This is a genomic window from Methylophaga sp. OBS4 (assembly GCF_026319305.1).
GTDB lineage: Bacteria > Pseudomonadota > Gammaproteobacteria > Nitrosococcales > Methylophagaceae > Methylophaga.
In genome coordinates, this window is record NZ_JAPDMV010000004.1 from 81,040 (window position 1) to 104,459 (window position 23,420).

General features: G+C 49.6%; 20 protein-coding genes. 14 read left to right on the top strand and 6 right to left on the bottom strand.

Translation table 11 applies throughout. The features are described 5' to 3' along the window. Positions 1 to 22: 22 nt before the first annotated feature. The 4 genes from atpD to OMP95_RS01975 all read left to right on the top strand — a co-directional run bounded on the left by atpD (position 23) and on the right by OMP95_RS01975 (position 4,690). Positions 23 to 1,399 carry a F0F1 ATP synthase subunit beta gene (gene atpD, locus OMP95_RS01960; protein ID WP_266325367.1) on the top strand — a complete coding sequence of 459 codons (1,377 nt, stop codon included), beginning with the start codon at positions 23 to 25 and terminating at the stop codon, positions 1,397 to 1,399. Positions 1,400 to 1,417: 18 nt separating this feature from the next. Beyond that, positions 1,418 to 1,843, top strand: coding sequence for a F0F1 ATP synthase subunit epsilon (locus OMP95_RS01965; RefSeq protein ID WP_266325370.1), 426 nt, complete (start codon positions 1,418 to 1,420; stop codon positions 1,841 to 1,843). Between the two features lie 326 nt (positions 1,844 to 2,169). Then, positions 2,170 to 3,537, top strand: coding sequence for a bifunctional UDP-N-acetylglucosamine diphosphorylase/glucosamine-1-phosphate N-acetyltransferase GlmU (gene glmU, locus OMP95_RS01970; RefSeq protein WP_266325372.1), 1,368 nt, complete (start codon positions 2,170 to 2,172; stop codon positions 3,535 to 3,537). Between the two features lie 28 nt (positions 3,538 to 3,565). Next, positions 3,566 to 4,690: a hypothetical protein gene (locus OMP95_RS01975; RefSeq protein ID WP_266325374.1), complete on the top strand. Its 1,125-nt coding sequence runs from the start codon at positions 3,566 to 3,568 to the stop codon at positions 4,688 to 4,690. Positions 4,691 to 5,384: 694 nt separating this feature from the next. Here the strand turns inward: OMP95_RS01975 and OMP95_RS01980 are convergent. After that, positions 5,385 to 6,569, bottom strand: a complete 1,185-nt coding sequence (locus tag OMP95_RS01980) for a DUF819 domain-containing protein (protein WP_266325375.1) — start codon at positions 6,567 to 6,569, stop codon at positions 5,385 to 5,387. A 283-nt stretch (positions 6,570 to 6,852) separates the two neighbouring features. Between OMP95_RS01980 and OMP95_RS01985 the strand changes: the two genes are divergently transcribed. The 3 genes from OMP95_RS01985 (at position 6,853) to OMP95_RS01995 (ending at position 9,154) form a co-directional block, all read left to right on the top strand. Then, entirely contained in the window at positions 6,853 to 7,854 is a 1,002-nt protein-coding gene (locus OMP95_RS01985) for a hypothetical protein (RefSeq protein ID WP_266325377.1), read from the top strand. Between the two features lie 58 nt (positions 7,855 to 7,912). Continuing rightward, a complete protein-coding gene (locus OMP95_RS01990; protein WP_266325379.1) occupies positions 7,913 to 8,221 on the top strand; it encodes a glutaredoxin family protein in 309 nt (102 codons plus the stop codon). Positions 8,222 to 8,461: 240 nt separating this feature from the next. Next, positions 8,462 to 9,154, top strand: a complete 693-nt coding sequence (locus OMP95_RS01995; RefSeq protein ID WP_266325381.1) for a hypothetical protein — start codon at positions 8,462 to 8,464, stop codon at positions 9,152 to 9,154. Positions 9,155 to 9,358: 204 nt separating this feature from the next. Here the strand turns inward: OMP95_RS01995 and OMP95_RS02000 are convergent, their stop codons facing one another. Next, positions 9,359 to 9,727, bottom strand: coding sequence for a hypothetical protein (locus OMP95_RS02000; protein WP_266325383.1), 369 nt, complete (start codon positions 9,725 to 9,727; stop codon positions 9,359 to 9,361). Between the two features lie 219 nt (positions 9,728 to 9,946). On the opposite strand from OMP95_RS02000, the gene OMP95_RS02005 reads away from it, so the two are divergent. The 6 genes from OMP95_RS02005 to OMP95_RS02030 all read left to right on the top strand — a co-directional run bounded on the left by OMP95_RS02005 (position 9,947) and on the right by OMP95_RS02030 (position 14,174). After that, positions 9,947 to 10,864, top strand: a complete 918-nt coding sequence (locus OMP95_RS02005; protein WP_266325385.1) for a DUF808 domain-containing protein — start codon at positions 9,947 to 9,949, stop codon at positions 10,862 to 10,864. A gap of 260 nt (positions 10,865 to 11,124) precedes the next feature. Further along, a complete protein-coding gene (locus OMP95_RS02010; protein WP_266325387.1) occupies positions 11,125 to 11,676 on the top strand; it encodes a hypothetical protein in 552 nt (183 codons plus the stop codon). A gap of 37 nt (positions 11,677 to 11,713) precedes the next feature. Beyond that, positions 11,714 to 12,256, top strand: coding sequence for a cytochrome b (locus tag OMP95_RS02015; protein WP_266325389.1), 543 nt, complete (start codon positions 11,714 to 11,716; stop codon positions 12,254 to 12,256). Between the two features lie 142 nt (positions 12,257 to 12,398). After that, complete coding sequence (locus OMP95_RS02020) at positions 12,399 to 12,653, top strand: type II toxin-antitoxin system Phd/YefM family antitoxin (RefSeq protein ID WP_266325391.1); 255 nt, start codon at positions 12,399 to 12,401, stop codon at positions 12,651 to 12,653. Next, complete coding sequence (locus OMP95_RS02025) at positions 12,646 to 12,909, top strand: Txe/YoeB family addiction module toxin (RefSeq protein ID WP_266325393.1); 264 nt, start codon at positions 12,646 to 12,648, stop codon at positions 12,907 to 12,909. Before OMP95_RS02020 ends, OMP95_RS02025 begins: the two co-directional genes overlap by 8 nt. 137 nt (positions 12,910 to 13,046) lie before the next feature. Then, on the top strand, positions 13,047 to 14,174 hold the full coding sequence (locus tag OMP95_RS02030) for a peptidoglycan-binding domain-containing protein (RefSeq protein WP_266325395.1): 1,128 nt from the start codon (positions 13,047 to 13,049) through the stop codon (positions 14,172 to 14,174). Between the two features lie 45 nt (positions 14,175 to 14,219). Here OMP95_RS02030 and OMP95_RS02035 read toward each other — a convergent pair whose 3' ends face one another. The 4 genes from OMP95_RS02035 to OMP95_RS02050 all read right to left on the bottom strand — a co-directional run bounded on the left by OMP95_RS02035 (position 14,220) and on the right by OMP95_RS02050 (position 21,321). Beyond that, positions 14,220 to 17,204 (bottom strand): proline dehydrogenase family protein, encoded by a 2,985-nt coding sequence (locus OMP95_RS02035; RefSeq protein ID WP_266325396.1) that lies wholly within the window; start codon positions 17,202 to 17,204, stop codon positions 14,220 to 14,222. Positions 17,205 to 17,391: 187 nt separating this feature from the next. Further along, on the bottom strand, positions 17,392 to 18,738 hold the full coding sequence (gene gdhA, locus OMP95_RS02040) for an NADP-specific glutamate dehydrogenase (RefSeq protein WP_266325398.1): 1,347 nt from the start codon (positions 18,736 to 18,738) through the stop codon (positions 17,392 to 17,394). A gap of 251 nt (positions 18,739 to 18,989) precedes the next feature. Continuing rightward, positions 18,990 to 20,366 carry a DegQ family serine endoprotease gene (locus tag OMP95_RS02045; protein WP_266325400.1) on the bottom strand — a complete coding sequence of 459 codons (1,377 nt, stop codon included), beginning with the start codon at positions 20,364 to 20,366 and terminating at the stop codon, positions 18,990 to 18,992. Positions 20,367 to 20,415: 49 nt separating this feature from the next. Beyond that, a complete protein-coding gene (locus OMP95_RS02050; RefSeq protein WP_266325402.1) occupies positions 20,416 to 21,321 on the bottom strand; it encodes a DnaJ C-terminal domain-containing protein in 906 nt (301 codons plus the stop codon). A 205-nt stretch (positions 21,322 to 21,526) separates the two neighbouring features. Between OMP95_RS02050 and OMP95_RS02055 the strand changes: the two genes are divergently transcribed. Beyond that, on the top strand, positions 21,527 to 23,420 hold a 1,894-nt coding region (locus tag OMP95_RS02055), incomplete at its 3' end, for a TonB-dependent receptor (protein WP_266325404.1).

Genomic DNA, 23,420 nt, shown 5'->3' on the forward strand with positions numbered 1-23,420 from the left:
GAAGCTATTAAGAGGAAGCAAGATGAGCTCTGGAAAGATTGTACAAATTATCGGCGCGGTCGTTGACGTGGAATTCCCACGTGACAGTCTGCCAAAAGTCTATGATGCTTTAATGGTCGAAGAAGTTGGTTTGACCCTGGAAGTTCAACAACAATTAGGTGACGGTGTCGTTCGTGCGATTGCCATGGGTACCACAGACGGTCTGAAACGTAGCCTGGGAGTCAGCAACACTGGTAAAGCGATTAGCGTTCCGGTTGGCCAGAAAACCCTGGGCCGTATCATGGATGTATTGGGTAACCCTATCGACGAAAAAGGCGACATCGGTGAAGAAGAGCGTTGGGGTATCCACCGCAAAGCACCTGCATTTGATGAACTGTCTGCCAGTAACGAACTGCTGGAAACCGGTATCAAAGTTATCGACCTGGTCTGCCCGTTCGCCAAAGGTGGTAAAGTCGGTCTGTTCGGTGGTGCCGGTGTAGGTAAAACCGTTAACATGATGGAACTGATTCGTAACATCGCGATCGAACACAGCGGTTTCTCGGTATTCGCCGGTGTCGGTGAGCGTACCCGTGAAGGTAACGACTTCTATCACGAAATGACTGACTCCAACGTTATCGATAAAGTATCGCTGGTTTACGGTCAGATGAATGAGCCGCCAGGTAACCGTCTGCGTGTTGCGTTGACCGGCCTGACTATGGCTGAGTTCTTCCGTGACGAAGGTCGTGACGTATTGTTCTTCGTTGATAACATTTACCGTTATACCTTGGCCGGTACCGAAGTATCAGCCCTGTTGGGTCGTATGCCATCAGCGGTAGGTTATCAGCCGACGTTGGCGGAAGAAATGGGTGTTCTGCAAGAACGTATCACTTCAACCAAAGTAGGCTCTATCACTTCTATCCAAGCGGTATACGTACCTGCGGATGACTTGACTGACCCGTCTCCAGCTACCACTTTTGCTCACTTGGACGCGACTGTTGTTTTGTCTCGTCAAATCGCCGAGCTGGGTATCTACCCTGCGATTGACCCGCTGGATTCGACTTCACGTCAGCTGGACCCGCTGGTTGTCGGTAACGAGCACTATGATGTGGCTCGTGGCGTGCAAGGGACCTTGCAGCGTTATAAAGAGCTGAAAGACATCATCGCGATCCTGGGTATGGACGAGCTGTCTGAAGAAGACAAGCAAACCGTATCTCGTGCTCGTAAAATTCAGCGCTTCCTGTCACAACCGTTCTTCGTTGCGGAAGTCTTTACTGGTGCTCCTGGTAAATACGTTTCACTGAAAGACACGATTGCTGGTTTCCAAGGCATTCTGAATGGTGACTACGACTCTCTGCCGGAACAAGCGTTCTACATGGTAGGTGGTATCGAAGAAGCCGTTGAGAAAGCCAAGAAGCTTTAACCCCCCGGGAGGTAGCACATGGCTATGACTATCCATGTTGACATTGTTAGTGCTGAGCAAGAGATCTTTTCAGGTCTGGTAGAAGCGGTTTTTGCTCCGGCAAAAATGGGTGAAGTGGGTATTTACCCTCGTCACACCCCACTGTTAACGCAACTGAAACCAGGCGAAGTACGTGTGCTGAAAAGCAACGGTGAAGAAGAGCAATATTACGTCTCCGGCGGTATGCTTGAAGTTCAGCCACATGTTGTGACTGTTCTGGCGGATACTGCAATGCGTGCTGCTGATGTTGATGAAGCGGCAGCTTTGCAGGCCAAAGCTGATGCAGAACGTGCACTGAAAGATAAAAGTGCGAAGAAAGACCTTGCCGAAGCCCAGAAAGAACTGGCCGAAGCAATGGCGCAATTGCGTGCTATCGAGCGTATGAGAAAAGGCAAGGGACACTAATCCCAAGCCACATCAATAAAGAAAGGCTGTCTTCGGACGGCCTTTTTTTTTTTGCCTTTTAAAAAATGAATTAACCACAGAGGCGCAGAAGGTTTGGAGGAAATAGACAAGCATGCTTTCTATTTCGAGTCTTATCACTACCCCCGGAACAAAGGCTTGTCATATGTGTTCATGGTTCGACATGCTCACCACGAACGGTGTGACGCTTATCTCGATCATTATTTCCGTTCGCTCTGAGCTTGTCGAAGGGTGCCTCAGTGGTTCATTTCAGAATCGTGAATATCAATCTGCTAGAATGCATCTTTTGAATTAACAACAAGCCGTTTATGTCACTATCCATCATCATCCTCGCCGCCGGTAAAGGCACCCGCATGAAATCCAACAAGCCCAAGGTCATGCACACCTTGGGTGGCAAGCCTTTACTGCAACATGTGGTCGATACCGCCAAAAAGCTCAATCCCACCGAACTTGCTGTTGTCTGCGGCAATGGCGCCAGCGACGTTGTGCCTTACCTTGAAGGCCAAGGGATTCAGACCGCTATCCAGCATGAGCAAAAAGGCACCGGTCATGCGGTTGAGCAGGCTAAGGATTATTTCCAGAACAGTGATCAGGTTTTGGTGCTGTATGGCGATGTGCCGATGATTGAAATTGACACGCTGCAAGCCTTGATTGATGAAGGCGACAGCAACAGCCTCAAAGTGCTCACCGCTTTGCTGGATAACCCGACCGGCTATGGCCGCATTGTGCGCGACTTTGATGACAAGATGCTGCGCATTACCGAAGAAAAAGATGCTGATGAAGAAACCAAGCTGATCAATGAGGTCAACACCGGCATTATGTGCATCCCGGCCAAGTGGCTGGATGAAGCTTTAACCAAGCTCGATAACAACAACGCCCAGGGCGAATATTACCTGACCGATCTGATTGCCCAGGCGGTCGAGCAGAGCATCGAGATTGACTCCGTTGTCTGTGAAGACGAAATGGAAGTTGCTGGTGTTAATAACCGCGTGCAACTGGCCGAACTGGAAAGCTATTACCAGCAAAAACGCGCCACCGACTTGATGATGGCAGGGGTCACTTTCCGTGATCCGGCCCGTGTCGATATCCGCGGCGAGATTACAGCCGGGCAGGATATTACCGTCGATATCAACGTCATCTTTGAAGGCAACAACACCATTGCCGATAACGTCGAGATCGGTGCCAACTGCATCATTATCAATAGCGTGATTCACGAAGGCGCTGAAATTCTGCCCAACAGCATTATTGAAAATGCTGAAGTGGGCACTAACTGCTCTGTTGGCCCATTTGCCCGTCTGCGTCCGGGTACGGTGATGTCAGCCAAAGCCAAGGTCGGTAACTTCGTTGAAGTCAAAAATGCCAATATCGGCCTTGGCTCCAAGATCAACCACCTCAGCTATATTGGTGATACTGATATGGGCGCTGATGTGAATATCGGGGCGGGTACCATTACCTGTAATTATGATGGGGCTAATAAGCATCGTACTATTATTGGTGATCGGGTGTTTGTGGGGTCTGATACTCAGTTGGTGGCACCTGTTATTGTTGAGGATGGGGCTACTATTGGGGCTGGGTCTACTATTCGTAAGACGGCGCCTGCTGAGGCTTTGACTTTGACCGTTTCTAAGCAGAAGACGGTTGAGGGGTGGAAGAGGCCGGTTAAGAAAAAAAGCTAGCTCGATTTAACCTCATGGAGGAGTGAAGATGGATGCATTAATCAGTCTCATAGGTGATTTATTAAGTTCATTGTTTCATTCAATTCCCACTGACCTTGCCTCTTGGAAGGATCTGGCTGTCATTATCAGAGATATCGCGGTTGGATTCTCAGCTGTTTACGCAATTTTCTTCGGCGCAAAGAAATTAAAAGCTTATTTAGACGAGGACTTAAAGCAACGCATAAAAGAGACGCGTTCGTCTAATAAATCTACTAATGAGCTAGCTGTGTTACTCATTGAAGAGCTTGAGGAAAAGAACTTAAAACAAAAAGATATAAGGCCAATAACCGAAGTTGATATAGCTTCATTTAGAGAGCTTACAAAAGATCTCACTGAGAGGGCCATAAATGCAAATGATACGACTCAAACATTAATCTTTCTTCTCAGGAGGGTGCTGATTGATTTACAGGTTAGTTTTGAAAAGGATGAGTTCAAGGAAAAAATAGTTCTGAGTGATATTAACCGTTTTATCTATTTTGTATTGATCGAGGTTATGCATGACACTAGCAATATTCTTGAGATACCCAAAACTTCAAAAGCAAAGAATATTGGACTAAAAAGTACATTTGAATATTCAACAGGTGTAACTCTGAAGCATGACTCAAAAAATATCGAGAAGTTCTACAGATTAACGGAGATGTCTCGGAACGTCTTTCTGATACAAAGCATGTTGGTTCATCTAGGCTCTAATTATCCAGTTTTTAAAATGTTACAGAGATGCAGGGTTTATGTACCACTGTTACTTTGTGTAAAATATAATGAGATGGATATTTTAGCTTCAAGACCTGCCCTGCATTTGATTAGGGTTTCATTAGAACGAAAAAAATTCTTTATTTTTACCTACTATAAAGCTGTTCAAGCATCGTACGCACCAATCAGTCGTAATGTAGTTTATTTGCAGGATAGAAAAGCTGTAGAAGCACATAAAGATCAGTTTTATGATCCCATTTTTAATGAAAAAGCCGACCCTAAGTTTTTTAAAGATTTTGTAATCAAGGGTAAACAAATAGTTAACATTAAACTTCAACCTGAACATTCAAAATTTCTTTGGGGCTATAAAAATTATGCTCTGAAGAGGTGGGTGCAGAAGAATGTTTATACCAATAATTTGTGAGATTAAAAGAAGGAGGATCAATAGGGTCAGACACGATTGAAATTCGCCTTTTGAAATGAAAGAGTTCAACCAACTCGATCGTGATTGCCATCTGATTTGTGGAATTGGCAACCAGGCTTCTATTGCAAAAAGAAGCCCCATCAATTGACGGGGCTTAGTTGTGTGTTGGTGGCTGATAAATCAGTCGCCAACTTCATGGCCTATGACACCGCCTACAGCAGCGCCACCGACGGTTCCGACAGCACTGCCACCAGTTAAGACTGCACCCGTTACGGCGCCGATGCCTGCTCCTGCAGCAGTGCTTTTATCCTGACTCGACATGCCACTACAGGCGGCTAAGGTCAGTATTACCAAGGTAAGAAAGAGTCCAGTTGAAATGTGTTTACGAGCGTTCATGATGTGTATCCCTAGGTTCGGCGGAAGATATCCAGCCGATATATTGAGTATACTCGCGATATTGATATGCAATACGGTTATATTCATAAAAAACATTTTAAAATCAATTATTTATTTCCAGTGCGACACATGGGTGAGACGTCGTATCAAGCGGTCAGATCACTTTATTTTATGGCTAGATTCCAGCTGTCGTGGGAATGACGTAAAAAATATCGTCACTGCGAGAAGGCGAAGCCGACGCGGCAGTCCAGTGTTGAACTGGATTGCTTCACTCCGTTCGCAATGACGGTGATAAGCTTTACCACCAAGAAGCAATCAACAAACCTAAAGGCGTGCCGATAATATAACCCGCCACACCAACCAAAATCCCAGGTGTGACGAGCGTTCCCCAGCCACGCGCCATCGCTAAAGCGGGGGCAGTGGTGGCTCCGAGAATGGCGGCATTGGAGGCAATAATCAGTTCGGGCAGGGAAAGCCCCAGTTCTTTATCTTTGCCCATCCGTTTGAATAGCTTGGTCAGTAAAGCGCCACCGCCAAATGTGACGATCCAGTGGGTTGACAGCAAGATCAATACAAATAACAGCAGGATGGGGGCATGAGCCAGCAAGGTAGCGACATCGGCGCCGGCGGCAATGGTGGCAAAAAAGACCAAAGCCAGCACCAGGCCGATACTTTGCCCGCCATGCATTTTCTGCATATGTCCGGGGGCAAAGGTGGCAGGCAGTACAGCAAACAAGGTGATAAACAGATAGCGCAGGATGCTGAAGTCATAAGTGGCTGCTAGCGAGTTCAATAAAGCCACCACGATATCGGATAAGGCGACAACGGCCATCGCAAAAGTTATGGCCGCGGCTAATGACAAACCGCTGACCTGCTTTTCTCCCTGTTGGAGAGCAGTTTTATCATCCATAGCATAGTAGCGCTCGACATAGCGTTTCATTAAGAAACTCGATGCAGGCATCGCCACCAGAATAATCAGGAAAACCACGCCCAGTAAATTATCGACGGCGGTGGCAGCAGCAATGGCACTGGCGTCATCAAAGCCCGTTGACTGGATGAGTGCAGCAAAGTTGGCGGAACCGCCGGTATAGGTCGCGGTAAACATACCAGCCAGAATATTTTCATTTTCACCAAGATCGACAACACTGGCTGCAATGATGGCGCCTGATACCGTGCCGATGCAGGACAGAATAAAGGCAATACCGACACGACCGCTTTCCGCCAGGATGCGTTTGACATCTGCATGCATCAGAAACAAGGGCAGCAGCATCGGCACAAAATAGCTGAACACGACGTTATAGGCCGGTGCCTGCTGCGGGATGATGCGCAGATTGGACAAGAGAATGCCGATGAGAATTGCCCACACCGCCCCGGTCAGCATCTTGCCCCAGGGTTTCTTCTCAGCCCAAAAGCCAAATAATGCAATGGCAAACAAGGCGGCCAGGACGGCAAAGGTTTGATCGGCTGGGATGATGGAGGCCATGCTTGTATCCTAGTGGTAGCAGTTAAACGGATATCCAGAATTTCAGGATACATGGTTAATAGTCACACTAGGGCCTGTTTATCTTTCAGGGCCACCACTGCTAGAGGCGTATTTTTACGCTCCAGCCCTCTGGGTTGTGGCTGAAAAAGCGTCTATCGGTGTTGCTCGTCGTTTGTTTAGAATGGCTAAACTGCTCTTCTCGCGCCTTGATAGACGCTTTTTCATCTCACAACAGAGGTGGCTATGAAAGATAAACAGGCCTTAATATAAAACAAGGATAGCTATGTACACAGACGACGATCTGGAACAAGCGGTAGCAAAAGGGATTTTCACCCAGTCAGCCGTTGAAAGGTTTCGTACTCATATTCAGCAACGTAACAACACTTATTTTGCTGATGAAGAAGACTTCAAGCTCATCACCAGTTTTAACGATATCTTTGTGGTGATTGCCTGTGCCTTATTACTGCTGTCTGCCGGTTGGGTGATTCAGGGGTTCAGTGCGGCCCTGGCGACGATGGTCGTCGCCGCCTTGTCATGGGGGCTGGCCGAGTTCTTTGTACTCAAGCGTAAAATGGCGTTACCAGCCATTTTCTTATTGATTACCTTTGTTGGCAGTGTGTTTGCGACAGTCATTTTATTATTACTCTTCGAACTGCGGTCCGAGCAGGTGATGATGCTGGCGGGTTCCGTCGCCTCAATAGCTGCCTGGCTGCATTGGAAACGCTTTAAAGTGCCGATTACAGTAGCCGCTGGAGTGGCAACCGCCGTCATTTTTGTGGCCGCCGTTCTGGTTTCGATTTTCCCGGTTTTAAGAGATTATTTAACGTCGCTGATGTTTGCGGGTGGCATTGCGGTTTTCATTTTTGCCATGGGCTGGGATATGGCCGATTTGAAACGGGTGACCGGCAAGTCCGATGTCGCGTTCTGGCTGCATCTCACGGCTGCGCCGCTGATTGTGCATCCTGTGTTTTCCAATTTAGGTATTTTTGAGGGCAATCAGCGTACGTTGGATTTGGGTATTGTGCTGGTGCTTTATCTGGTGCTGACTCTGGTGTCTCTGGTCATCGACCGCCGCGCATTTATGGTGTCTTCACTGGTATATGTGCTGGTCGCCTTGTCGCAATTACTTAAAACCTACGGTCTTGCCGGTGATAGCTTTGCTTATGTCGGCGTGGTGATTGGTTTCTCTTTGATACTGCTGTCTGGCTTTTGGCATAAGGCGCGCCGTAGCTTGGTGCAACATTTGCCTGAACAACTTCAATCCAGAGTGCCGGCAGTGGGATGAATACGCTAACCTCTACAGTGGGACGACGATGGTGAGAAAGTGGATAGTTATTTTTCTCGTGGTCGTTCTTATCCAGCAATGGGATGGGATTAATGACTTTTTTGATCCACCTCAGGATTACTCCGGTCTGGAGGGTGTGCAGGTGGTGATGTATTCCACGCAATGGTGCGGTTATTGTGCCAAAACACGCCAGTTCCTCGACAAAAACCGGATTGCCTACCACGACTTTGATATTGAAAAGTCGACCAAGGCCAGAAGGGAATATGAATCGCTGGGCGGCACCGGTGTGCCTTTGCTGGTTGTAAATAAGCAGATTATTCGTGGCTATAACCCTCCACAAATCCTGAATTACCTGGACCAACAGTAAGCTCTGACTGTTTTTACAGCAAGTAGGTGGGTTGCATTTTGCAAGCCCACATAAGGCAAGGTGTTGGATTCGCTGCGCTTATCACTAAGCTACAAAAGGTTCACCTTGACCCCGAGCGAGCAGAAAATGGTGCAAGGTCTGGCAAACACCGGTTAAGAAGCAGTAAGATTGAAAGCGTGGAGACTGGATAGCATGTGGTCTGGTTTGACAACAATACCGGTAACCTAGGACGTCGTCAGAATGAGAAAGCCATACTTCGATCCAAACAAAGTACCCGCCCCCCAAGAGCGATTTGTTGCCTGGCTGAATCTTATGGGAGCCAAGAATTTGATGGCGTCATCGCTAAAGGACACTTCCACCGCCATATTCAAAACGCATGTTTGCGTTCTGGACGCGGTAAGAGATATCGCGTTTCAGGACTTGAGGGTATTTCCTGTTATGGACGGCGTCTACATCACCAGCACTAAGGTGGGTGATATTAAGGTGTTGCTGGCATCCGTTTTGCGGGTCTTATCAAACGTTTTTCTTGAGGATAGTGGCAACCCGCACTTTCAATTCATGGTGAAAGCCTCTGTTGCCAAAGGTCCGATTTATCGTGGCGAAGACTTGCTTGCAGGTTCGGCCCGACGACTGGACGAGAACCCGGCATACAGGGATTCACTGCTGATCGGCATGCCTGTGGTCAACGCCTATCTCACAGAAACCGCCGCCCCGCCATTCGGCGTGGCTGTACACGATTCTGCAAAGTCAGACTTCGGACTTACCTGTTCAGATGTGTGGTGGTCGTGGTTCTACCGAACGGATTTCAACCCGCAGGATTTCTATGCAGAAATGAGCGCGTACTTTAGCTGGTGCCGTGACAATCACACAGATTACAAACCCGACCGCATTACAGTTCATGACTCGTTTGCGAAGGAATATTTTCTGGGCTGACAGGCATTTAAATCAACAACCAGACTACGGCTGCTCAACGCGCTATGCACCTTTGTGCCCCGGCGGTTGGTCTCGCAAGGAGTGATCACGGCAGGTTGGAGTGAGGTGAGAACCAATAAAATTCTTCTCGATGTTGAGACGTGCTCCACTCAGCACCAACCTACCAGATCCTGATCGTTATTATCTGCTCACTGAGAGCACTGTTTAGTGTCGGTAATACCGGTGGCCGCGGTGATGGCGGCCATAATCACGATAGTAACCGCGTGGTGTATGCCGGTAATAACCTTTATGCCCTCCATAGCCGCGATGTGTGTAGTGGTGACGTTTATGTTTGTAGTAATGTTTCGGTGGGTAATAATGGTGGTTAGGGACGTAATGGCGGCCATAATGGCCGATTACATAGCCATGATCATAGTAATAATGGTGATAGCCATGATCGTGGTAACCAATCGGGAACCCGAAACCAATACTGATACTAAAATCACCGGCTCTGGCATGGTTGATTGAGAAAGCTGTAAGCAGAAAAGCAAACAGCAATAAAGTTAGTGATTTTACGGTGATGAAGTGAAACATAACGCTCACCTCCTCATTGGCAGTTTGTTCGAATTTTAGACTGTCAGCTCAAAATGGAAGTTCTTATTTCTCACTTGCGAAGTTGGTGAGTCGAATCACATTTTCGAGCAACCGGCTTGCAAAGCCAGCAGTGCCATGACTTGCCAAAAGTGGCAAATATGCTACAAGTCAGGTGAATCTGCTAAGGTTAGGGCTTTGACAGTTATAAAAGGATAATTCATGGCCAGTGTTGGTTTTCTTGCTCTTTTGGATGATATTGCCACTCTGCTGGATGATGTATCGTTGATGACCAAGGTGGCAGCGAAGAAAACTGCGGGCGTGTTGGGCGATGATTTGGCCTTGAATGCCCAGCAGGTCAGTGGCGTCAAGGCCAGCCGTGAATTGCCGGTGGTATGGGCGGTCGCGAAAGGGTCATTTATTAACAAGCTGATTTTGGTACCGCTGGCTTTGCTGATCAGTGCCTTTATTCCCTGGCTGGTGACGCCGTTATTGATGCTCGGCGGATTGTACCTGTGCTTTGAAGGGGTAGAAAAGATTACTCATAAATGGCTGCACAGCAAGGAAGAAGATGACGCGCATCATCAAGAGCTGGCGCAAGCGGTCAGCGATCCGGCGGTTGATATCAAGGCGTTTGAAAAAACCAAAATCAATGGGGCAATCCGCACCGATTTTATTTTGTCGGCGGAAATTATAGTGATTGCTTTGGGCGCAGCTCAGGGCGCGGATATTCTGACGCAAAGCATGGTGGTTTCGTTGATTGCTGTTGCGATGACCGTAGGGGTTTATGGTCTGGTGGCCGGCATTGTGAAATTTGATGATGCCGGTCTGGCATTGATTAAGAATGCGGGCCGTAATGCCTTTGGACGGTTTAAACATGCTTTGGGGCAGGGCATTTTGTTTATTGCGCCCAAGTTTATGCGCTTTTTATCGGTAGTCGGCATGTTGGCGATGTTTCTGGTGGGGGGCGGTATCCTGGTGCATGGCCTGCCGTTTCTGCATCATCTGCTCGAACCGCTGCTGCATAACCTGGGTGTGGTTATGACGGTGATGCTGCCTATGTTGATTAACGCATTGGTCGGCGTGATTGCCGGCAGCCTGGTGCTGGCGGGGCTCAGCGGTATCAAGAAGCTGGTTTAGCGTCAGACTCCGGCCCCATCCGCAGACCACGACGCGCTGGAGCAGGGACTAACCCCGGATTGCCTTCTGCAAGCAAGCTTCACTAAACACGCTAACTTTTATTTCGAACCAACATCTAATCTCACCTGTCACAATTTTGAGCTGGGTTACTGTGTTTTCTGGCTTGGCAGGTTGTTACTGTTTTGGTAACGGCGCTGAACCGGCTTTCATCTCAGTCTCGGATTTAAGAGAGAAATATCAAAAAACAGGACAGGTGTTGCATGTCTGATGAAAATAACAAGCCTTCCTCTCCAAGTTGGGCAAGTATCCTCGGTGTCGTCGCGATTATGCTAGGCGTATTTCTGACGGCTGTGCATGGTAATGAAGTGATGAAACAGTTCGTAGTGACCAGCAATATGCCAGCCAGTGGTGAAATGCCGGTTGCGGAGTGTCCGCCGGAAGAACTCGAGGAAGAGGGCATCAGTCTCGCTGAGTGTGAGTACTTGGTGAATCACGTTAAAGGGATTGCCCTTGCCGCGCCTGACTGGTTCCCCTCGGCGCAGTTGACGTTGGCGGCGGTTGGTGCCGTACTGGCGTTCATATCCATCATTATTGGTGGTGCACTTGTTAACTACACGCCTTGGGCCTCAAAAGCAGCCGTGACTGTTTTTGCTGGACTGGCGGCCATTGATATGTTGCAGTTTGCTGCCGTGGTCAATACCGGCCCGACTTTGCGAGAAGTCTACCTGGGCGGCATTTTACTGTGGTTTGTATTGCACCTGATGTTGTTAGTGGGGGCGGTTGCAGGCAGGCATACGGAAGCAAATGCCTGATTGCGCTGCTGATGGCAACGATTAAACGGATGCGCTTATGCAAAGACAAGGTTTCAACAGAACGGCGGTGATCCTGCATTGGTTGCTGGCCGTTTCTATTTTCTTTTTGTTTATCTCCAGTTGGTGGATGATGGGGCTGCCACTGCCATCGGAGGAATTGCAGTTCCGTGCCTTTCCATTCCAGCTACATAAAAACATCGGCATTACGCTGGTTATTATCATTTTGATGCTGCTCTACGTGCGGCTTAAATATCGCCCGGCACCGGTAGATTCGACGCATATGAAACTCTGGATGCATGTCTTGATGGTGTTATCACATGTCTTGATTTACGGTCTGGTATTGGCGGTGTGCGTGACAGGTTACCTGTCATCGGCCCATACCCGTTGGGATACGGTATGGTGGTGGGCGATCGAGTTCCCGCGTATCGCCGAACCCAGTGAAGAGCTGAACGAATTCTGGGGCGAAATGCATCTGTGGACGGCCTGGGCCCTGTTGGGCATTATTGCTGTGCATGTTAGCGGGGCGATATACCATGCTTTCCGCAATGATGGCATTGTTCGTCGTATGCTGCGTTGGTAAAAGCGGATAACGAATCCGTTCACTCCGGCCCAATGCTCTCTGTTCTCCCAAACCACATCATCAACTACTAGATGTGCACAATATGTTGTACATGTTCCAGTAAAGACTTATACTTGTACAACTAGTTGTACAAGAGGTTGGTATGAGAATTATTTCATTTACTGAAGCCAGAAACGGCTTAAAAGCGGTGCTTGATGCTGTGGTGAACGACGCTGATACCACTATCATAACGCGTCGTGATTCAGAGGATGCGGTTGTTATGTCACTGGATTACTACAACAGCTTAATGGAAACCGTGCATCTGCTGCGCTCACCTGAAAACGTCAAGCATCTAAACAAATCCATCGCGCAATATAAGGCAGGAAAAGCCAGACAGCGAGAGCTGATTGATGACTAAACGCTTATTGTCATGGACTGACGAGGCCTGGAAAGATTACGTTTACTGGCAAGGGCAGGACAAAAAAACACTTCGCCGAATCAACAAACTGATTGCCGACACAAAGCGCACCCCATTTGAGGGTATTGGCAAACCTGAAGCCCTGAAAGAAAACCTGTCCGGCTTCTGGTCTCGTCGTATTGATGACACCAACCGGTTGGTTTATGCCGTAGACGATACTGCAATTACTATTATTTCCTGCCGGTATCACTATTGATGGATCAATCGTGTCTGACCCTGCTGGTTTCGACCCTGCTGGTTTCACCCTAAGTTGCTTGTCTTGGGTGGGGCGATGGTTCTATACTGAATTCATCCTTACTTAGACAGATCTTGAAGATCTGAAAGGGGGAACTAATGAATAACTTGATTAGGTATTCAACTTCATTCCCGATTTCTAGAATCTACGTCAGAATAATTAGTCTCACTACTACCATACTTGTGGCATTGCTGTTGTCGCATTCAACCCCCGTTAGCGCAGAGAGCTGGGGAGAGATGCTCAAAGGAATGGCGCAAGATATAGCGAAAGATTTAGTAGATGAGGGAAAGCACAAGCTGACGAACGAGGACCCAGACCAGCAGTCTGCCAACCCTGACGACCAAGCCAAAACTGAAATGCCAGCGATAACGGCTGCGCCCGCCTCCGGAAATAACCTGGGCCCGCAGCAGTTAAAGCGTGTGCAGTTGAACCTTCAGAAACTTGGCTATGATCCGGGGCCCGCTGATGGTGTGATGGGGCCCAAAACAACCCAGGCAATCTCACAGTTCGAGAAAGACCGCGATTTACCGGTAACCGGCCAGCCCAGTCCCGCTGTACTGATGTATCTACAAACCGCTGTGAGTCAAACGAGTAAGAGTGGTCAGAAGGATGAAATGTATGAACTGGCCCAAATGGACACCGCGACCGGAGCCTTTACCGGATCCTTTGCGACGGCTAAGAAGCCGTGGGAATGCGATGCTGCGTATGTAAACTGCGTGGCGATGAAAAACAGTTCAAATGTATGTGTAAAACAAAAGGAGTTGTGTGAAGAGAGAATTAAATCGGTGTCACCCACGCCTGCGCCGTCACTCACGCCTGATCAAATTGAGCAGGAGGCCCGTCAGGTAGCGACCAATTGCCAAAATCAGTCCGTCATGAACAAACTATATGATTGTGCGTGCGTGGCAAATGAATACCGTGCATATCGGCCTCTGCACCGTGGTGGGCATAGGTTTTCACACGGTAATGTTGATAACGGGTTTTATGACACAGACTGGGCTACAAAGTGTTATCAGCCGAACGGTGCATATAACTATGCGTACAACACGTGCATGAGTAGCTACCCAATGTCACCACGTAAAGCGAAGAACAAATCTGCCGCAGAAATTGAGGCCGTTTGCCAATGTCAGGGGCATGAGTTTATGACGTTGCAAAGCCATGAATCAGGGGTGGAATCGATACAAATACAGAATGTTAGAGCAGAGGCGAACAGGCGTTGTGAATAAAGCCACACCCTCATGCTCGATGATAACTATAAAACAGATACATCATCAGGAAGTATCTTTTTCCGGCGCGTAGCCCCGCCGCATCGTATTCTCGGTCACAGTCACCGGGTTGGTGAAGTGCAACAGATAATCGCGGCCACCGGCTTTGCTGCCGAGGCCGCTGAGTTTGAAACCGCCGAAGGGCTGGCGTTCGACAAAGGCGCGGGTGATCTTGCGGTTGATATAGAGGTTACCCACCTGCAATTGCTGGCGCGCCTGCTCGATATGATCCGGATTGCGTGAATACAGTCCGCCGGTCAGGCCATAGGCGCAGCGGTTGGCATAGTCGATGGCCTGTTCAAAAGATTCGGCTTTGGTGACGGCTAAAACCGGACCGAAGATTTCTTCCTGAAACAAAGCGCTGTCCACAGGCACATCACGGAAGATCACCGGGCCGATAAAGTAGCCTTGCAGGTTTTCCGGGATCGGCATTTCCAGTAATACTTCTGCAACCTGTTTGCCTTGTTCGATGGCTTGCAGAATGTCTTTGTAGGCAGATGCTGAAATCACCGGCCCGACCTGGGTACCGGGAGCAGCCGGATCGCCGATCAGCAGGCTGCGCGTGGCTTCACCCAGCCGCTCCAGAAAATAGTCATAATGATCGCCGACAACAATGACACGCGAGGCGGCACTGCATTTTTGTCCTTGATAACCAAATGCCGATTCGATGGTGCTGGCCACGGCCTCGTCCGGCTCGGCATCGCTGTCGATAATAATGGCGTTTTTACCACCCATCTCGGCCACCACATGTTTGAAATGCTGTTGACTGTCGGCTAGTTGGCTGGCGAGATTGACGATCCGGCGGCCTACCGCCAGCGAACCGGTAAAGGCAATCACATGCACAGCGGGATGCTGCACCAGGAAATCGCCGATGTCGCTGCCGGTACCTGGCAGAAATTGCACGACTTCACGTGGCAGGCCGGCTTCATGTAACAAGTTGACCATGTTGGCGGCGATGACCGGTGTTTGCGAGGAGGGTTTGAGGATTGCCGTATTGCCGGTCACAAGCGTGGCGGACAACATGCCGGTAAGAATGGCCAGCGGGAAATTCCAGGGCGGGATGACCACGCCGACGCCTTTGGCCCGGTACAGGTGGTCGTTGGTTTCGCCGGCGGTATTGCTGGCATTGGGCCGGTCCAGGCTTATCGCCTGATGCGCGTAAAATTCCAGAAAGTCGATGGCTTCGGTGATATTGGCGTCCGCTTCCTGCCAGGTCTTGCCTGCTTCCAGAATTTCCAGCGCGGCGAACTGATCCCGTCTTTTTCTTAACAGTCCGGCAGCCTGCAACAGAATGTCGGCGCGCTGTTGCATGGTTTTGCCTGACCAGTCAGGCAAGGCTTTTTGTGCGGCCTGAACAGCCTGTTCCCCCAACTCCTTATTGGCACAGGCGACTTCACCAATGATTTGCTCCGGATTGGCCCGGTTGACGGAGTGAATAACGGTATCGCTCTTGATCTCTTTGCCGCCGATAATCAGGGGATAATATTGCCCCAGGTTCTGGCGTGCTTTTGCGAGGGTTTGGGCAAAGGCTGCCCGTTCGTTTTCGCTGGTGAAACGGTGTAGTGATTCATTTTTAAACTTATCTCCCGCTGCCGATTGGGTCATATTGGCCGTACCGGTTTGATGCTGTTCTTCAGGAGGCGAAAGTTCAGAATAAATCTCTTCATCCTGCATCGACATACGCCGGAACGACTGGCTGCTGGCATTTTCCAGCAGACGCCGCGTCAGGTAGGCCATGCCCGGAATCAGCTCGCCAAACGGCACATAGACGCGCAGGCGGTAACCGCTGTCACTGACGGCCTTTACCATATGCGGAGACATACCGAATAACATCTGGAATTCAAACTGGTCAGGTTTGATTGCCGCCTGTTCTGCCAGCGACAGGGCATGGGCCAGGCTGCGGATATTATGGGTGGCGATGGCCGGGGTGACATGGTTAATGTTGCGAAGCAATATTTCGACGCAGCGATCGTAATTCTGGTCCGTCTGCCATTTTTGCTCCCACACCGGACTGTCCCAGCCGAACTGGGTGGCCGTGATCGTCTCATAATCCCAGTAGGCTCCGCGTACCAAGCGGATTAAAACCGGCGTGCCGCGCTGTTTGGCCCACTCGATCATGTCCTTAAGATCCTGCTCGGTTTCCTTGAGATAGGCCTGCATCGCCACGCCGGCATGGGGCCAGTTGCGGAATTCCTGCTCCATTAATATTTTTTTGAAACTCGCGAGGATGATGTCCTTGAATTCGAATTGCTCCATATCGAGACAAATTGCCGCGCCGTGCTTTTTTGCGCTGGCAAACACCGGCCGCAGCATTTGCACCAGGCCTTCGATACTGCCTTGCGGATCGACGGCCCTGATCCGGGAATACAAAGAGGACGGTTTGATGGACAGGTTGGGGATGGGCACCGCCTCGCCGTTAGCTTGATCAAGTGCTGGTTTGATCGGCCAATCAGCGGTTTTCGTGGCAAGCGTTTCGATAATCGCCAGATAATTTTGTTGATATTGGGCCGTTTCCTTTTCGCTCAGGGCCGCTTCCCCCAGCATATCGAGAGAAAACAGGATATTTTGATCACGCAGTTTGCGACCTGTTTTCAGGGCTTCCTGTGCATCGGCACCGCCCATGTAATAGCGGGCGATTCGGCTGACCGCCTTGCGCACGGCCATGGCGATCAACTTGTTGCCGGTGATTTTACGCAACTGTTGCATACCGGTCGCCGCGTCACTGAAAAACGCCAGTTCCTCGTCATTGAAATAAGCAAACAGGTGATCGACCAGATCGCGGTCATTGCTCAATGCCGGCAACACATCGACAAAGCGCAGCGCCTGGACGCGGAAGTGTTCGTTTTCCATCAGTCCCTGGATGAACTTCAGCAGCCAGCGATCAACCGCCCGTCCTTCGGCCGCGTTACGCCGGGCCGCCTCGATCAAGCGCTGACCATGTGCCTGGATCTGTGGCTCCAGATGAATGTCAGTTGTGGGGTAGCCAGTCATGATATCTTCCAGCCCCCTTTTTTCATGGGCGTCGGTCGCATAAACCTAGTTTAGCATTCCGTATGCCATGGGCGACATCACCTACAAAAAGTCTTATCTGACCCCACTTATGCACAATAATCACAAGCAGTCTGACGGCTCCTTCGGGGTCGCAGCTGTTGATGGGTATTAGAAATAATTTGTGTTCTCAGATAATGCCAAACGCCAGCATGGCATCGGCGACACGCCTGAAGCCAGCGATATTCGCGCCCAGCACATAATTGCCCGGTTCACCGAACTCTTCGGCTGTATGACAGCAGTTACGGTGAATATGGATCATGATGTCATGCAGGTGTTCTTCACTGTATTCAAAGCTGGAGCTATGTGTTGCATTGTGCTGCATTTCCAGGGTTGAAGCCGCGACACCACCAGCATTGGCGGCCTTGCCGGGGCCGAAAGCAATATCATTGTCCTGAAACACTTTAATGGCTGCCGGGGTGCAGGGCATGTTGGCGCCTTCACAGACGAGGATACAACCATTGTTGACCAGTGTCTGTGCTGACAGGGCATCCAGTTCGTTTTGCGTGGCGCAGGGGAAGGCGATATCACAGGGGATCTCCCAGATATTGCCTTCATCGATATATTCGGCATCACGATGAAAATCCCGATAGGTTTTAATACGGGCGCGCTCGACTTCTTTGATATGGATAACGGTGTCGACGTCAATGCCATTGTAATCAATAATGACGCCATTGGAATCTGAACAGGCGATTACCTTGGCGCCGTTTACTTTGAGTTTTTCCATTGCATAAGTGGCGACATTACCGGAACCGGAGACGATGGCTGTTTTACCTTCCAGATTCTGTTCGTGGCGTGCATAAAGCATCTCTTCGGCAAAAAATACAGCGCCATAGCCGGTGGCTTTCTGACGCACCAGGGTGCCGCCCCATTGCGGGCTTTTACCGGTTATCACACCGGATTCGTAACGATTGGTAATCCGTTTGTACTGGCCGAACAGAAACCCGATTTCTCTGGTGCCCACGCCGATATCGCCCGCTGGCACATCAGTTATTTCGCCGATATGGCGGTAGAGTTCGGTCATGAAACTCTGACAAAAACGCATGATCTCGTTGTCAGATTTACCTTTGGGATCGAAATCCGAGCCGCCTTTACCGCTGCCGATAGGTAAACCCGTCAATGCGTTTTTAAAGGTTTGTTCAAACGCCAGAAACTTGATGGTGCCCAGCGTCACGCTGGGATGAAACCGCAGGCCGCCTTTATAAGGGCCTAAAGCACTGTTAAATCCGACGCGAAAGCCCCGGTTGATCTGCACTTCGCCGTTATCATCTTCCCACGGAACACGGAAGATAATCTGTCTTTCCGGTTCACAGATCCGCTCAATGATTTTATGTTTTGTATATCGAGGCTCTTTTTCGAGTGCCGGCGCCAGCGTTTCAAGCACCTCATGCAGTGCCTGATGGAATTCCGGTTCGCCGGGATTGCGCGCAACAACTTGTTGATAAAGGGAAAAATCAGATTCTAACTGGGACGACATATAAGCCACCTGTTTCATCATTAAAACGGGCATCGGTTAAAAGGCGACTAAATAACCGACGGCTTGCAAACTATGCGCTGCTATTGCAGGGCCTTTGTCTTCAGCTTATACCGAAACAACCTGGAAATGCACGCCTGAGAGCCTGAGGGAGCTCCACGAATTTCAAAGAATTTTGTCCCCCTCACCTTCTGCCTTTACTGCATTTATTTATGAGACTGGTTTTACCAGAGCCTGCTTGTACCCGAGTCTTTTTAGCGAAGCAGCAGGAACATTGCCCGCTGACCACGCACAATGTTGAGCAGCAGTTCATCAGCATCATGCACCAGCGGTTTGAACTGTTCCAGACTGGCAACGGGTTTGCGGTTGACCGAGGTGATGATATCCTCAGCTCGCAGGCCTGCCTTCCAGGCTGGGCTGCCGCGTTTGATTGAATAGACCATCACACCCTCAACCCGGCCGAAGTAGGGTGAACCTTCTTCAATATCCCCAAATGTGGCGCCGGAGAGTCGCGGGTGCACCGTGCCATTCGGTTCAGTTTGCTGAGTTTGTTTGACCTTGGCTTTAAGTGTTTTCGTTTTGCCGTCACGCACAATATCCAGCTTGACGGTTTGTCCGACCACCATCAGACCGATGGTATTTCGCAGACTGTCAGCATTGAGCAGCGGCACACCGTCCACAGCAGTGACCACATCACCTACTTGCAGACCGGCCTCGGCGGCGGCGGAGTTTTCTACAACCTGTGTCACGACCGCACCTTGCTGCGCTTCGATACCGAAAGCTTCAGCCAATTCCGGCGTAATATCCTGCATCTGCACACCCAGATAAGCACGCCGCACTTCACCATGCTCAAGCAATTGATCGCTGATTTGTTTTACCAGATTACTGGGAATGGCAAAACCGATGCCGATATTACCGGCACTTTGCCCGGGTGAGAAAATAGCCGTGTTAATGCCGACCAGCTCACCGCGCAGGTTGACCAAAGCTCCGCCTGAATTACCGGGATTGATCGAGGCATCGGTCTGAATAAAGTTTTCGTAACCTTCAATACCCAGCCCGCTGCGGCCCAAAGCACTGACAATACCGGAGGTGACCGTTTGACCCAAGCCAAAAGGATTGCCTATGGCCACCACAAAGTCACCGACGCGCAGTGTGTCAGAGTCGGCCAGCGGCAGGGCGGTAAGCTTTTCTGCCGGGATTTTGATCAACGCGACATCGGTGGCCGCATCACTGCCGACAATTTCTGCCTGAAAACTACGGCCATCATGGAGAGATACTGTGATTTCATCAGCACCACGAATCACATGGTTATTGGTCAGAACCAGCCCTTGTTTGGCATCAAAAATCACGCCTGAACCCAGGCTTTGTCTGGGACGGACTCTTGGCTGCTCAGGCAAATTAAAGAAATGACGAAAGAAAGGATCATTAAGTAAGGGGTTGTCCTGTACGCGGACATGGCTGCGGGTGGCGATATTGACTACAGCCGGTTTGGAGCGGTCCAGCATGGGGGCCAGGGTAGGCATCTGATCCTGTCCGTCAAACCAGTCCAATGGCAGGGCGCCAGTGGCGACCTGCATTACCAGACTGAAACCGGCCAGCCACAATAAAAACGATTTGAAACTGAATTTCATGAAAATCTCCCTTATCTAACCGTGTTACATGGAAATATGCGTATCACGGCTATAAGACTTTTTCCAATGATTCACGAGGATTAAACGCCAGCTCCTCGGCCATTTGCTGATAGAGTTTTCTGGCTTTGTCCGAGTCAGCCGCAGGCGCGATAATTTGCAAGACAACAAATTCATCACCAGGTTCTTTTCCGGGCAATCCGCGGCCTTTCAAACGCATTTTCTGGCCACTGCGAGCACCGGCCGGAATAGTCAGGTTAATTTTACCTGCCAGTGTCGGCACGGTGACTTTGGCGCCTAATGCGGCTTCCCAGGGCGCTAATGGCAGATCCAGATAAATATCTTTGCCTTCCAGACGGTAATGCGGATGCGGGGCAATCTGAACTTCCAGCAATAAGTCGCCCGCTTTGCCGCCCATGCCGGCTCTGCCCTGACCGCTCAGACGTATTTTTTTACCGGAGGTAATGCCTGCCGGGATTTTAACGTTGATCGTCCCGCCTTGACTGGCGCCGGAGGGACGACGAATGGTTTTAGTTGCACCATGGAAGGCATCTTCCAGAGACACGGTAATTTTGGCGTTAACATCTTCGCCACGGGCAAAGAAATTATCACCCATACCGCCTCCCATACCGCCCATGCCACCACCGAACATGTTTTCGAAGAAGCTGCTGAAGTTACCGCCACCAAAGCCACCGATATTGTCATCCCAGCCCGGTGGTGGATTGAACGACTGACCGTGACGGTAGTTGCTGCCGAACTGATTATATTGAGCGCGCTTCTGGGGATCTCTCAATACTTCGTAGGCTTCGCCGACTTCTTTGAATTTATTTTCGGCATCAACTTCCTTGCTGACATCGGGGTGGTATTTGCGAGCCAGTTTGCGGTAAGCCTTTTTGATGTCGTCCTGGGAGGCATCACGCGGAACTCCCAGGATTTTGTAATAGTCTTTGTATTCCATAAATGGACTTATACACCTGAAATTGATTTAGATCAGTTAAATGGGGGATCCGGGCCTTATTTTCAACCGGACTAAGGATTTTTCTGATGTAGTGCTTGCCGGCGCTATGAGAAGATCTGTCCGGCACTCCGATAAGATATCAGTGATATGTGCATTTCCAAGTGTCACAGGTATAACAATCAATAATAAAAGAGAGAATGAGCTTATGACTCCCCTACGTAAAATTACGTTAATGGTGGCTTTGGCAGCGGTGTCCGGTGGACAGGCTGTAATGGCTGAAGATGATGTTATGCTGGATGAACTGGTGGTGACCGGCACACGTTCGGAAACGTCCTTGCGTGATTTGGCAGGTAATACCGGCAAAGTCAGTGAAGAAGAAATCGATTTGATTAATGCCGATCATATTGAAGAGTCGCTGGCTCGGGTCAGTGGTGTCAATATTCAACGTGGTAACGGTGCTGAGTCTCTGGTCGCATTACGTTCACCTGTTTTAACCGGCCCGGGTGCGGCGGGCGCTTTCCTGTTTATGGAAGACGGTATTTCTTTACGTGCGCCCGGTTTTTCCAATAATAATGGTCTGGCAGAAGCCCATTATGAATGGGCTGGCGGTATTGAAGTAGTACGCGGTCCAGGTAGTGCTTTGTATGGTTCCAATGCCGTGCATGGCCTGATCAATGTCTTGTCACGCGCTCCATCACTGGATCTTGAGCGTGAAATTGATTTCACTTTCGGTTCAGATGATTTGTATAAAGTGAAAGGTACGGTCAGTGATACTGTCGGTGCTCATGGTTATCGCGTCAGCTTCAGTGGCACTGACTTCGGTGGCTGGCGTGATGATGAAGAATATGGCCAGCAGAAAATCACTGCCCGCCACGACTATTTTTCCCCTAACGGTGACAGTTTCAAAACCGTTTTTTCCGCCTTTAATCTGAATCAGGAAACGGCAGGTTTCATTCGTTCTGATGATGATGAGGCCTATAAAGACAGTTCCTTGATGAAAACCAATGAAGATCCCGATGCTTTTCGTGACTGGTGGTCTGTAAGACTGTCTACGCGCTGGGAGCATGAAATGGCGAATGGTAATATGCTGAGCATCACGCCATATTTGCGTAATAATCGCATGGAATTCCGTCAGCATTATCTGCCATCCCGTGCGATTGAAGAAAACGAACACACGAGTATTGGTACTCAAATCGCCTATTACCTGGATCTGGACGGTGGTCACAAAATTATTTTGGGCACGGATTTGGAATACACTGACGGTAGTTTGAAAGAAACCCAGCAACTGGCCAGTTTCAGCTTCTTCGGTAAAAACCGCCAGCAAGGTGTGCATTATGACTTTGATGTTGAAGCCACGACTATTGCACCGTATATCCATGCTGAATGGCAATTGGCAGAAAAATGGCGGGCAACGACTGGCTTGCGTTTCGAACATGTCCGTTATGACTACAACAATAATGTTGCAGACGGTACCGGCGAGGCCGACGGCAGTGCCTGTTTTGCCGCGCCTGCAGAGTGTTTGTTCCTGCGTCCTGCGGACAGGGATGATACCTTCAACGACTGGAGTCCGAAACTTGGCCTGGTTTATAAAGTGACGGAAAATCACAGCCTGTTTGCCAACTATGCCCGAGGCCACCGTGCGCCACAAACCACGGATCTTTACCGTTTGCAAAACCAACAGCTGGTAGGAGATCTGGATTCAGAAAAAGCCGACAGCATTGAGGTGGGCATGCGAGGCAATGCCGGTATTGTTAACTATGACATTAGCGCTTTCTACATGAAGAAGAAAAACTTCTTCTTCCGTGATCCGGATGGCTTGAACGTGACCGACGGTCGTACCCGCCATAAAGGCATCGAAACAGCTCTCAGTATGCCGATGGGTGAGCAGTTTGATCTTGCCGCTAATTACACTTATGCAAGGCACACCTACGATTTCGATAATGTATCAAGTGGTACCGAGTCAGGCAATGAAATCGATACCGCACCTCGACATATCGCTAACGTCCGTTTGGGCTGGAATTTCAAACCGCAAAATCGTGCCGAACTGGAGTGGGTACATATGGGAGATTACTTCCTGGATTCGGCCAATGAGAATGAAT